Source organism: Streptomyces sp. NEAU-YJ-81 (assembly GCF_017592595.1).
Classification (GTDB): domain Bacteria; phylum Actinomycetota; class Actinomycetes; order Streptomycetales; family Streptomycetaceae; genus Streptomyces; species Streptomyces hygroscopicus_B.
The window spans coordinates 121815-134401 of record NZ_JAGFNO010000012.1 but is presented as its reverse complement, the minus strand read 5'-3'; the positions used below and the strand labels follow the sequence as shown (position 1 = coordinate 134401).

The 12587-nt window shown below is 70.3% G+C and carries 10 protein-coding genes; all 10 read right to left on the bottom strand.

Annotation, left to right across the window (positions count from 1 at the left end):
* Positions 1-53 precede the first annotated feature (53 nt).
* Positions 54-389 carry an RNA polymerase-binding protein RbpA gene (locus J5X86_RS25250; protein ID WP_009718803.1) on the bottom strand — a complete coding sequence of 112 codons (336 nt, stop codon included), beginning with the start codon at positions 387-389 and terminating at the stop codon, positions 54-56.
* Between the two features lie 216 nt (positions 390-605).
* Positions 606-833: a preprotein translocase subunit SecG gene (gene secG / locus J5X86_RS25245; protein ID WP_046085731.1), complete on the bottom strand. Its 228-nt coding sequence runs from the start codon at positions 831-833 to the stop codon at positions 606-608.
* 113 nt (positions 834-946) lie between these two features.
* On the bottom strand, positions 947-1723 hold the full coding sequence (gene tpiA / locus J5X86_RS25240) for a triose-phosphate isomerase (protein ID WP_078640815.1): 777 nt from the start codon (positions 1721-1723) through the stop codon (positions 947-949).
* Positions 1724-1728: 5 nt separating this feature from the next.
* On the bottom strand, positions 1729-2931 hold the full coding sequence (pgk, locus tag J5X86_RS25235; RefSeq protein ID WP_208519016.1) for a phosphoglycerate kinase: 1203 nt from the start codon (positions 2929-2931) through the stop codon (positions 1729-1731).
* An 82-nt stretch (positions 2932-3013) separates the two neighbouring features.
* Entirely contained in the window at positions 3014-4018 is a 1005-nt protein-coding gene (gene gap / locus J5X86_RS25230; RefSeq protein ID WP_059144928.1) for a type I glyceraldehyde-3-phosphate dehydrogenase, read from the bottom strand.
* A gap of 175 nt (positions 4019-4193) precedes the next feature.
* Complete coding sequence (locus J5X86_RS25225; RefSeq protein WP_208519015.1) at positions 4194-7160, bottom strand: M14 family metallopeptidase; 2967 nt, start codon at positions 7158-7160, stop codon at positions 4194-4196.
* A 261-nt stretch (positions 7161-7421) separates the two neighbouring features.
* Positions 7422-8411, bottom strand: a complete 990-nt coding sequence (gene whiA, locus J5X86_RS25220) for a DNA-binding protein WhiA (protein WP_208519014.1) — start codon at positions 8409-8411, stop codon at positions 7422-7424.
* Positions 8402-9421 (bottom strand): uridine diphosphate-N-acetylglucosamine-binding protein YvcK, encoded by a 1020-nt coding sequence (yvcK, locus tag J5X86_RS25215; RefSeq protein ID WP_078640818.1) that lies wholly within the window; start codon positions 9419-9421, stop codon positions 8402-8404. The genes whiA and yvcK overlap by 10 nt, the downstream gene beginning before the upstream one ends.
* Complete coding sequence (rapZ, locus tag J5X86_RS25210; RefSeq protein ID WP_014059882.1) at positions 9418-10353, bottom strand: RNase adapter RapZ; 936 nt, start codon at positions 10351-10353, stop codon at positions 9418-9420. The genes yvcK and rapZ overlap by 4 nt, the downstream gene beginning before the upstream one ends.
* Complete coding sequence (gene uvrC / locus J5X86_RS25205) at positions 10350-12443, bottom strand: excinuclease ABC subunit UvrC (protein ID WP_208519013.1); 2094 nt, start codon at positions 12441-12443, stop codon at positions 10350-10352. Before uvrC ends, rapZ begins: the two co-directional genes overlap by 4 nt.
* Positions 12444-12587: the final 144 nt, after the last annotated feature.

Here is a 12587-nt window from a genome sequence, read left to right as displayed (position 1 = left end):
GCGCACCCCTCACAGGGAGGTGCCCGGCCGGGCCGTCGTACCGCGTTCTGTGTCTAGATCTCGCCCCGGAGCTTGGCGAGTGCCTCGGCGAGAATCGCCTCGCCGTCGGCGTCGCTGCGCCGCTCCCGTACGTACGCCAGATGCGTCTTGTACGGCTCGGTGCGCGGCGGGTCCGGCGGGTTGTCCCGGTCCTTGCCGGCCGGGAAGCCGCAGCGGGGGCAGTCCCACGTGTCAGGGATCTGCGCATCGCTGGCGAAGCTCGGCACGGTCTCATGCCCGTTCGAGCACCAGAAGGAGATGCGCAGGCGCGGCGCCGATTCGCCTCGCTCGGCCTCTCCCATCGGCCCCGCTCCGACCCGGCTTCCACGGATCGCGTTGCCACTTGCCACGGTCGTAACTCCCTGCGTGATGGTGCCGCGAAGCCTCGATTGGCAGCTTCGCCGCCCGGCGCCCCAGTCTACGTAAGGCCCAACGCGCGTCCAGTGAGAGGAGTTACACCCGTCCCCGAGGACGCCATGCCATCATAGGCCGCATATGGGCCCCGCTGACGACGGTACGTCAGTTATCGGGCGTCGGCCGGGCCCTCAGCGGGCCCCGCCGGAGCCTCAGTCGAGCTTCATCAGCAGCCCGAGCACGACGATGCAGACGAACCACAGCAGCCCGACCACCACGGTGATGCGGTCCAGGTTGCGCTCGGCGACCGAGGAGCCGCCCACCGAGGACTGCATGCCGCCACCGAACATGTCGGACAGGCCGCCGCCCTTCCCCTTGTGCATGAGCACCAACATCATCAGCAGCAGGCTGAAGACGATGAGGGCGATCGAAAACCCCATGATCACAGCTGGACCAACCTTCTCGGGCTTGTACGGACGTCGGGGGCCGGACGGTGCGATTCCCACCGCCTCGACCCCCGACAGGGTACGACGACGCGCGCGCTAGGGCCTACTCACTGGTCACGGAAACGAACGATCTTGACGAATTCGTCCGCGTCCAGCGCGGCCCCGCCGATCAGGGCGCCGTCCACATCCGGCTGGGCCATGATCGCGGCGACGTTCCCGGACTTCACCGAGCCGCCGTACTGGATCCGGACCTTGTCGGCGACCTCCTGGCCGTAGAGCTCGGCGAGCCGGCCGCGGATGGCCCCGCAGACCTCCTGGGCGTCCTCGGGGGTCGCGACCTCGCCGGTGCCGATCGCCCAGACCGGCTCGTAGGCGATCACGATGGTCTCGGCCTGCTCGGCGGGGATGTCCTTGAGGCCGCCGTCCACCTGCGCGAGGGTGTGGGCGACCTGGTTGCCCGCCTTACGGACCTCGAGGCCCTCCCCGACGCACAGGATCGGGGTGAGGTCATGGCGGAAGGCCGCCTTGACCTTGGCGTTGCACAGCTCGTCGGACTCGCAGTGGTACTGGCGCCGCTCCGAGTGCCCGACGACGGCGAAGGCGCACTTGAGCTTGGACAGCATCGGGCCGGAGATCTCGCCGGTGTAGGCGCCGGAGTCCTGCGCGGAGATGTCCTGGGCGCCGTACTTGATCTTCAACTTGTCGCCATCGACCAGGGTCTGCACCGACCGCAGATCGGTGAAGGGCGGCAGCACCGCGACCTCCACGGCCTCGTAGTCCTTGTCGGCGAGCGCGAAGGCGAGCTTCTGGACATGGGCGATGGCCTCGAGGTGGTTGAGGTTCATCTTCCAGTTGCCCGCCATCAGCGGCGTACGGTCACTCACAGTGTTCAGTCCTCCAGTGCGGCGAGGCCGGGGAGCGTCTTGCCCTCGAGGTATTCGAGGCTCGCTCCACCGCCGGTCGAGATGTGGCCGAAAGCGTTCTCGTCGAAGCCCAGGATCCGTACGGCCGCGGCGGAGTCGCCGCCGCCGACCACGGTGAAGGCCGGGCTGTCCAGGAGCGCCTGGGCCACGGCCCGGGTGCCCTCGGCGAAGTCGGGGTGCTCGAAGACGCCCATCGGGCCGTTCCAGAAGACGGTGGCCGCGTCGGCCAGCTTCGAGGCGTACAGCTTGCGGGTCTCCGGGCCGACGTCCAGCCCCTGAAGATCGGCCGGGATCGCGTCCGCGGCGATGACCTGCGGGTTCGCGGGGGCCTTGGTCTTCAGGTCCGGGAATTCGGACGCGGCCGTGACATCGACCGGGAGCACGAACTCCACCCCGCGCTCCTTGGCCCGGCGCAGATAGTCCTGGACCGCCGGGACCTGGTCCTCCTGCAGCAGCGAGCCGCCGACCTCATGGCCCTGGGCCTTGAGGAAGGTGTAGGCCATGCCGCCGCCGATCAGGATGCGGTCGGCCTTCTCCAGCAGGTGGTCGATGACGCCGAGCTTGTCGGAGACCTTGGCGCCGCCGAGGACGACCGCGTAGGGCCGCTTGACGTCCTCGGTGAGCTTCTTCAGGACCGAGAGCTCGGCGGCGATCAGCTCGCCCGCGGCATGCGGCAGCCGGGCCGGGAGGTCGTACACGGAGGCGTGCTTACGGTGGACCGCGCCGAAGCCGTCGCCCACGTAAAGGTCGGCGAGGGTGGCGAGCCGGTCGGCGAAGGCGCCGCGCTCGGCGTCGTCCTTACTGGTCTCGCCGGCGTTGAAGCGCAGGTTCTCCAGCAGCGCGACCTCGCCGTCGCCGAGCGCCGCCACAGTGGCCTGAGCGCTCTCGTCCACGGTGTCGGTCGCGAAGGCGACCTGCTTGCCGAGGAGTTCACCGAGCCGCCGGGCGACGGGGGCGAGCGAGTACTGCGGGTCCGGGGCGCCCTTGGGGCGGCCCAGGTGCGAGGCGACGATCACCCTGGCGCCCCGGTCCAGGAGCTTGTTGATCGTCGGGACGGCGGCGCGGATCCGGCCGTCGTCGGTGATCGTCTCGCCGTCGAGCGGGACGTTCAGATCGACGCGGACGAAGACCCGCTGCCCGGCGACCTGAAGATCGTCAATCGTCTTCACAGGGATGACTCCTTGATCATGGATCGGGGCCCGCTACGACGCCGTCGTAGCGGGCCCCATTCCTAGCTCATCGGGACAGCGGTCAGAGCCGCTCGCCGACGAAGACGGTCAGGTCGACGAGGCGGTTGGAGTAGCCCCACTCGTTGTCGTACCAGCCGACGACCTTGACCTGCTTGCCCTGGACCATGGTCAGGGAGGAGTCGAAGGTGCAGGACGCGGGCCAGTTGACGATGTCCGAGGAGACGATCGGGTCCTCGGTGTACTCCAGGATGCCCTTGAGCTGACCCTCGGCGGCCTTCTGGAAGGCCGTGTTGATCTCGTCCTTGGTGACCTCGCGGTCGAGCTCCAGGACGAGGTCGGTGACCGAGCCGGTCGGAACCGGGACGCGCATCGCGATGCCGTCCAGCTTGCCCTTGAGCTGCGGCAGGACCAGCGCGGTGGCCTTGGCGGCACCGGTGGAGGTCGGAATGATGTTCTCCGCCGCCGCGCGGGCGCGACGCAGGTCCTTGTGCGGGAAGTCCAGGATGCGCTGGTCGTTGGTGTACGCGTGGACCGTCGTCATCATGCCCTTGACGATGCCGAAGTTCTCGTCGAGGACCTTGGCCATCGGCGCCACACAGTTGGTGGTGCAGGAGGCGTTGGAGATGACGTGCTGGTTCGCCGGGTCGTACTTGTCGTTGTTGACGCCCATCACGATCGTGATGTCCTCGTCCTTGGCGGGCGCGGAGATCAGGACCTTCTTGGCGCCGGCGGCGAGGTGCTTGGCCGCGTCCTCACGCTTGGTGAAGATGCCGGTGGACTCCACGACGATGTCGGCGCCGAGCTCGCCCCACGGAAGGGCCGCCGGGTCGCGCTCGGCCATCGTCTTGAAGGTCTGGTTGCCCACCGTGATGGTGTCCTCAGTGTGGCTGACCTCGTGCTTCAGCCGGCCGAGGATGGTGTCGTACTTCAGCAGGTGCACCAGGGTGGCGTTATCGGTCAGGTCGTTGACACCGACGATCTCGATGTCCGCGCCCTGCTCAAGGAGCGCGCGGAAGTAGTTGCGACCGATGCGGCCAAAGCCGTTGATGCCTACGCGGATCGTCACGAACCGATCTCCTCGTTGGTATGCCGGTCTGGACGCCGGCGAACGTGTATGGGATGTCCCCGACCGCCTCCGACCCTACCGCTATCACGGGACGTACGTGACATTGGCATCGGCGGCCCATGACCACCGGAAAGTGGTACGGGCCGCCGATTCAGTCACGATTTGTCACGCGCTGTCAACGACGCAGCGCACGCAGCGCGTCGGCCACCAGCCGGGCCCTCTGGGCGGCGTCCGGGACATGCTCCAGGCCGAAGCCCAGCAGCACGGTGTCCCGGGTGGTGACGCCCGCGACGGTGTGGAAGAGCTCCCGGGACCGGGACCAGTCCCCCGAGTTCGCCGGGCTGCCCTCCGGCGCCCCCGGGACCGACCAGGGGCCGAGCGCGGTCTCGAAGCCCTCGGAGTCCTCGGCGGTGCCGCCGACGGTGAACTCGGTGCCGTCCACGAAGGCGCCCCGGCCGCCGGTGCCCGGGTCGGTGACGTACGAGACGGCCAGCTCGACCTTCTTGCCCGCGTAGCCGCTCAGGTCCACGGAGACCGGCCGCCACCCCTCGGAGGAGCCCGTCAGGCTGTTCCAGGCTCCGGTGCTGCCCTGCGCGCCGCAGCCGTCGTCGCCGGGGGTCAGGTAGTGCTTCAGGAACGGGTGCAGATTGAGCAGGAAGCCCTCCTCGCACTCGGTGGGCACCTCGGTGGAGGAACCGCCGTTCGCGTCGGGGAGGGTGGTCCAGTCGTCCTGGCCCGCGGTGTGCGCCTCGATGACCACATGGTCGTAGCCGGGCTCGGTGTCATAGCTGAGCCGGAAGGCCAGGGCCGGTTTGTCGGCGGCGGCCACACCGGTCAGGTCGACCGTACGGGACAGCCGCATCCAGGAGTTGTCACGGTGGCCCGCGGCCGCCATCCAGTCGCCCTCATAGGGCTGGTACGGGGTGCGCGTGCCCGGGTACGCCCCCGCGCCCGCGCTGCGGAAATGGGGGAAGTCCTTCGGCGGCAGCACATCGGAGGTGACCGTGTAGGCGCCCGCGGCGTCCAGGGGATTGCCGGGGGCGTCGCCGAGGTTCGCGCCGGTGCCCGCGAGCGCGCCGGCGCCCTGGAAGGCGGTGGGCGACTTCAAGGTGAGCCGGCTGTCGGCGCCCAGGTAGTACTGGCTGAAGTCGTCGGTGTCGGCCGGTCCCACCTCGGAGCTGCCGCCCGCCCGCTCACCGGTGGTGATCAGCTTGCCGCCCTCGTTGAGGAAGTCGCGCACCGCGAGCAGGGTCGGGCCGCCGGGCCGTTCGGCGCCGGTGTACCAGAGCACGGTCCTGAAGTGGCTCAGCACCCCGAGCGCGGACGGCGCCCCCTGGGTGGCCACGTCCCAGACGGCGGCCTTACGGCCGTTGTCGGCCAGCGCCCGGGTGTACGCGGCGGTGTGCCGGGCCGGGGAGGTGCCGCCCTCCTCGGCGATCACCAACGTGTCGGCGCGGGGCCGCTTGGCCACGGTGTAGGTGAACGGCTCGCTGACGGTCCGCTTGCCGCTCTTCGTACGGCCGGTGAACCAGACCTTGACCTGCTGCCCGGGGTCCGCGCCCTTGACGGCGGCGCGGTACTGGTCGAAGAGGACGTTGTCCTCGCCGCCGTAGGTCTCGCCGCCCTTCCACGCCTTCAGCGAGGCGGTGCGGGTGCGGCCGCCGTCCACGCGGTAGTTGAGCCGCTTGTCGCGAACACTCTTGCGGACGGTGACGGCGACGTCCTGGTCGCCGCCGCGGGCGTAGGACGTGGTGAAGGTGTCCGGGGTGAAGTCGGGCGCGGTCAGGCCGACGGACGAGGACGGCCGGTCCGGGTGCTCGGCGGTCTCGGCGACGGAGAGCGCGAAGGGGATGTTCTTGGTGAACTCCTGCGCGATCAGCTTCTCGTCGTCGGGGAAGGTGAAGACGGACGCGCAGTCACGCGGCTGCCAGGCGTCGTTCGGATCGACGCCGGAGGCGGTCTGACACGTCGACATCTCCGGGGTGAACATCATCATCCCGTTGACGTTCGCGGCGTGGCCGTCGGCCTCGCCGTTGGTGGTGTACAGCTCGGAGGAGACCTGCGGGTGGTACCCGGGGATCGCGGAGTGCTCCGGGGTGCCGGCCAGGGACTTGTAGAGAACATCGTCCGGGGTCGGGGTGGCGACCTGCCAGCCGACGCCGTAGAGCAGCAGTTCGGCGGCCGAGTGGTAGTTGATGCCGTACGTGAAGCCGATGCGCTTCTCGAAGGCGTCCAGCGCCTTGGTCTCCGGCTCGGAGCCGGGGGCGGGTCCCCGGTAGGTCTCGTCGGCCGGGTCGGCGGACGAACCCTCGTTGTCGTAGCCCCACTTGTAGCCGAAGTTGCGGTTGAGGTCGACGCCGTCGCCCGCGGTGATCTTGCCGTCGCCGTTGTTGTCGCGCAGGTTCTTGCGCCACTGGCGGTTGTCCGGGCTCTGATGCGTGTAGTCGTAGCCGTCCGGGTTGGCGGACAGGACGAACCACAGTTCGGTACGGTCCACGATCCGGGTGACGCGGTCGTCCTTGCCGTAGTTGTCGAGGTAGTAGTGCATCAGCCGGCGGGTCATCTCCGGGGTGATCCACTCACGGGCGTGCTGATTGGACATGTACAGCACCGACGGCTTACTGCCGTCGCGGGTCTTCCCTGCGCCCTTGCTCAGCTTGAGGGCGAGGATGTCCTTGCCGCGGCCGGTCTTGCCGATGCTGACGACCTTGGTGAGGCCGGGGTGGGCCCGGCCGGTCTCGACGATCTCCTGCTGGAGCCCGCCCTCGCCGCTGTAGGGGCGGAAGACGCCGTCGCCCGCGGCCTTCAGGCGATTGCGGGTCGGTGCGGAGATCTTCTTCTCGGTGAGCCGCACGCCCTTGCCGCGCAGTGCGGCGGCCTGCTTCCCGGTGAGGTAGAGCTCGACCGGGCCGGTGCCCTTCTCGGGCACCTGCCGCCCCAGTTCGGTGCCGTCCGCTCCGGCGCGCAGCAGCAGCGGAATCTGACCCTTGGTGACCTGGGCGGTCCATACGGACAGCCCGTCGCCGGCGGGGTTCGCCGGCGGTTGTGCGGGGGCCGCGGGTGTCGCGGCCAGTCCCCCCAGGAGCAACGCGGCGAGTGCCACCACCGCGCCGCTCGATCTCACCGTGCGTCTGAGCTTCATCAGCCCCCCTGGCTGTCGTGTGAAGACCCGCGGGTGCGCAGGCGCACCAGACTTGTCAGGACACATGGTCATGTCAACAGCGGCGCGCGGAACCGGACCGTACACAACCCTGGGGACGCAAACACCCCCGGATCGCTCGTGTGATCCGGGGGCGCGGGGTGCGGCTTCGGTGCCCAACTCGGGCGGCCGTTCTCGGGGCAGCCGTTCTCAGGGCAGCCGTTCTCAGGGCAGCCGTTCTCAGGGCAGCCGTTCTCGGGGCGGTCAGCCGACCATGCCCTCGGCCATCTCCTCGGTCAGGCTGGACTCGGTGCCGGGGATGCCCAGGTCCTGGGCGCGCTTGTCGGCCATGGCCAGCAGCCGGCGGATGCGGCCCGCGACGGCGTCCTTGGTCAGCGGCGGGTCGGCGAGGGCACCCAGCTCCTCCAGGGACGCCTGCTTGTGCTCCATGCGCAGCCGGCCGGCCGCGGCGAGGTGCTCGGGCACCTCGTCGGCCAGGATCTCCAGGGCGCGCTGCACCCGGGCCCCGGCGGCGACGGCGGCGCGGGCCGAGCGGCGCAGATTGGCGTCGTCGAAGTTGGCGAGGCGGTTGGCGGTCGCCCGCACCTCGCGTCGCATCCGCCGCTCCTCCCAGGCGAGGACCGACTCATGCGCCCCCAGCCGCGTCAACAGCGCGCCGATGGCGTCACCGTCCCGGACGACCACCCGGTCCACCCCGCGCACCTCGCGCGCCTTGGCGGGGATCTGCAGCCGGCGGGCGGCGCCGACCAGTGCGAGCGCGGCCTCCGGGCCGGGGCAGGTCACCTCCAGGGAGGACGAGCGGCCGGGCTCGGTGAGCGAGCCATGGGCGAGGAAGGCCCCGCGCCAGGCGGCCTCGGCGTCGCAGGTGGCGCCGGAGACGACCTGCGGCGGCAGTCCGCGGATCGGCCGGCCGCGGCCGTCGACCAGGCCGGTCTGCCGCGCCAGCTGGTCACCGCCCGCCACCACCCGCACCACGTACCTGCTGCCGCGGCGCAGCCCACCGGGGGCCATCACCACCAGATCCGAGGAGTGGCCGAAGATCTCCAGGATGTCCTTGCGCACCCTGCGGGCCGCGATCCCGGTGTCCAGCTCCGCCTCGATCACGATGCGCCCGCTGACCAGGTGCAGCCCGCCCGCGAACCGCAGGATCGCCGAGACCTCTGCTTTCCGGCAGCAGGTCCGGGTGACGGGGAGCCGGGAGATTTCGTCCTTCACCGCTGCCGTCATCGCCATGGGCCGATCCTTCCATGCATCCGAAAAATACGGTCGTACGCGGCCGCCAGAAGCTCCGGGTCGTGCTTCGGGGCACCGTCGGTCGCGGCCACCGGCGCCAGCTCGACCGTGCCGCCCAGCCGCTTGGCCGCGTCGCACAGACTGCTCTGGTCGGGGACGGCGGCCTCATCGGCCAGCACCACGTCGAAGGCGAGTTTAGGGGCGTGTCGGGCCAAAACCTCCAAATGACGCTGCGGAGAGAAGCCATCGGTTTCTCCCGGCTGAGGGGCGAGGTTCAGTGACAGCACCCGCCGGGCCTTGGTCTCGGTGAGCGCCTGGAGCAGATCGGGGACCAGCAGATGCGGGATCACGGAGGAGAACCAGGAGCCGGGCCCCAGCACCACCCAGTCGGCGTCCATGACCGCCTCGACGGCCTCGGGGACGGCCGGAGGGTCGTGCGGCACCAGATGAACCGACTGCACCTCGCCGCGGGTCAGCGCCACGGTGGCCTGCCCGGCGACGGTGGAGACCTCGTCCGGGCGCGCCGGGTCATGGCCCCGGACGTACGCCTGGAGCTCCAGGGGGACGGCCGACATGGGCAGCACCCGGCCATGGGCGCCCAGCAGCTTGCCGACCAGGTCGAGCGCCTTCACATGGTCGCCGAGCTGCTCCCACAGGGCGACGATCAGCACATTGCCGACCGCGTGGCCGTGCAGCTCGCCCTCGCTGATGAAGCGGTGCTGGATGACCCGCGCCCAGGTCTGGCCCCAGTCGTCGTCGCCGCACAGCGCGGCCAGGGCCTTGCGCAGATCGCCGGGCGGCAGCACGCCCAGCTCGTCGCGGAGCCGCCCGCTGGAGCCCCCGTCGTCGGCCACGGTGACGACGGCGGTGAGGTCGCCGGTGATCCGGCGCAGTGCGGCGAGCGACGCGGACAGGCCCATGCCGCCACCGAGTGCGACGACCTTGGGCTGCGCGCTCCGGCTGGTCCGTGCTCCGACCAGCCGTCGCAGCCGCTTGGTACGAATGGTCACTCGCGCCCCATGTCCCGGTGGACGATGACGGTCTCCACTCCCTCGGCGGCCAGCCGCGGGGCGAGCCGCTCGGACATCGCCACACTGCGGTGCTTGCCGCCGGTGCAGCCGATGGCGATGGTCACATAGCGCTTGCCCTCGCGGCGGTAGCCCGCGGCGATGAGCTGGAGCAGCTCCGCATAGCGGTCGAGGAACTCCTTGGCGCCGGGCTGGTTGAAGACATAGCTGGAGACCTCCTCGTTGAGCCCGGTGAAGGGGCGCAGCTCGGGGACCCAGTGCGGATTGGGCAGGAAGCGGCAGTCCACCACCAGATCGGCGTCGACCGGCAGCCCGTACTTGTAGCCGAACGACATCACGGTGGCCCGCAGCTCGGGCTCCTCCTCGCCCGCGAACTGGGGGTCCATCTTGGCGCGCAGCTCATGCACGTTGAGGCTGGAGGTGTCGATCACCAGGTCGGCGTCGCCGCGCAGCTCGCGCAGCAGATCGCGCTCGGCGGCGATGCCGTCCACGATCCGGCCGTCGCCCTGGAGGGGGTGCGGGCGGCGCACGGATTCGAAGCGGCGCACCAGGGCCTCGTCGGACGCCTCCAGGAACAGCACGCGCCGCTTGACGCTCTTGGCCGCGAGATCGGCGAGGGACTCGCGGAGGTTGTCGAAGAAGCGGCGGCCGCGGACGTCCACCACCACGGCGATCCGCGCCACATTGCCCTGGGAGCGTGCGCCCAGGTCGACCATGGTGGGGATCAGCGCGGGCGGCAGGTTGTCCACGACGAACCAGCCGAGGTCCTCCAGACACTTGGCGGCGGTGCTGCGGCCCGCGCCCGACATTCCAGAGATGATCACCAGCTCGGGGATGGCCGCCGCCTCGGCGGGCTCGCCCGACGTGCCCGTATTCACCTGCGCTCCGTCTCCATGGTTCTCGTGCTCGGTCATGGTCTGGTTCCCCCGTTCGATGAGGACGCCGCACCGGCGGCCTCGTCCTCAATGATCTCTCCTGTGGCGGTGTTCACGGCGGGCGCGGCCGGGGCGGACCCGGCGAGCGCCGCGGCGACCGTCTCGGCCGTCTTACGGCCGACGCCCGGCACCTCGCAGATCTGCTCGACCGTGGCGGCGCGCAGCCGCTTGACCGAGCCGAAATGCTTCAGCAGGGCCTGCTTACGGCTGTCACCGAGGCCCGGAACGGTGTCCAGCGGCCCGGCCTTCATCGACTTGGCGCGCTTGCTGCGCTGGTAGGTGATGGCGAAGCGGTGGGCCTCGTCGCGGACCCGCTGGAGGAGGTAGAGCCCCTCGCTGCTGCGGGGCAGCACCACCGGGTCCTCCTCGTCCGGCAGCCACACCTCCTCGAGCCGCTTGGCGAGGCCGCAGACGGCGACATCGTCGACGCCGAGCTCGTTCAGGGCCCGTTGGGCGGCGGCCACCTGCGGCTTTCCACCGTCGACCACAACGAGCTGGGGCGGGTAGGCGAACCGCTTCGGCCTGCCCTCCTCGTCGATCGGGCCGGAGGGTCCCTCGGCGGGGCCGTCGGAGAGGCCGTCGAGGGCCTGCCCGGGGGGTGCGGTGATGCCGCTGCCGCCGGTGGCCTCTGTGGCCCCGGTGGCCTGCTCCTCCCACTCCCCCGTCTTCTGCTTCTCCAGCAGATAGCGGCGGAAGCGGCGGCTGACGACCTCATGCATGGAGCGGACATCGTCCTGCCCGGCGAAGCTCTTGATCTGGAAGCGGCGGTACTCACTCTTACGGGGGAGCCCGTCCTCGAAGACCACCATGGAGGCCACCACGTCATCTCCCTGCAGATGGGAGATGTCGAAGCACTCGACGCGCAGCGGGGCGGAGTCCAGCCCCAGGGCCTCGGCGATCTCCTCCAGCGCCCGGGAGCGCGTGGTGAGGTCGGAGGCGCGCTTGGTCTTGTGCAGCGCGAGCGCCTGCTGGGCGTTGCGCTGGACGGTCTGCATCAGGTCCTTCTTGTCGCCGCGCTGCGGGATGCGCAGATCGACCAGGGAGCCCCGGCGCTCGGTGAGCCACTGGGTGACCGGCTCGGCGGGGTCCGGCACGGCGGGCACCAGGACCTCCTTGGGGACCGCGTCGCCGCGCTCCTCCCCGTACAACTGCTGCAGGGCGTGCTCGACCAGCCCGGCGGTGTCGACGGCCTCGACCTTGTCGGTGACCCAGCCGCGCTGACCGCGCACCCGGCCGCCGCGCACATGGAAGATCTGGACGGCGGCCTCCAACTCGTCCTCGGCGACCGCTATCAGATCGGCGTCGGTGGCGTCGGCGAGAACCACCGCGTTCTTCTCCATGGCGCGCTTGAGCGCCCCTATGTCGTCGCGGAGCCGGGCCGCCTTCTCGTACTCCATGTCCTCGGCGGCCTCGTGCATCTGCTGCTCCAGGCGGCGCAGATAGGTGCCGGTGCGGCCGGCCATGAAGTCGCAGAATTCTTCGGCGAGTTCGCGGTGCTCCTCGGCGGTGACACGGCCGACGCAGGGGGCCGAGCATTTGCCGATATAGCCGAGCAGACAGGGGCGGCCGATCTGGGCGGAGCGCTTGAACACCCCGGCGGAGCAGGTCCGGACGGGGAACACGCGCAGCATCAGGTCGACGGTCTCGCGGATGGCCCAGGCGTGTCCGTAAGGGCCGAAGTAGCGCACGCCCTTCTTCTTGGCGCCGCGCATCACCTGGACCCGGGGGAACTCCTCGTTCAAGGTCACGGCGAGGGAGGGGTAGCTCTTGTCGTCGCGGTACTTGACGTTGAACCGGGGGTCGAACTCCTTGATCCAGGAGTACTCGAGCTGCAGGGCCTCGACCTCGGTGGAGACCACGGTCCACTCCACGGCGGCGGCCGTGGTGACCATGGTGCGGGTGCGCGGGTGGAGGTTCGCCAGGTCCTGGAAGTACGACGAGAGCCGCGGGCGCAGGCTCTTCGCCTTTCCTACGTAGATCACCCGGCCGTGCTCATCACGGAACTTGTAGACCCCCGGCGACTCGGGGATCTGTCCCGGCTTGGGGCGGTAGCTGCTCGGGTCGGCCATGGTCACCACCCTACTTGCGGGGAGTGACACATCCGGGCCCTCGGGACGGGGTCGGCCGAGGTCCAGTGGATTTGGGGATTCCGCGGCCGCTCGGGCGCGCGCCGGGCGCCCGCTCAGGCGTCAGGGCCCGCTCGGGCACCGGGC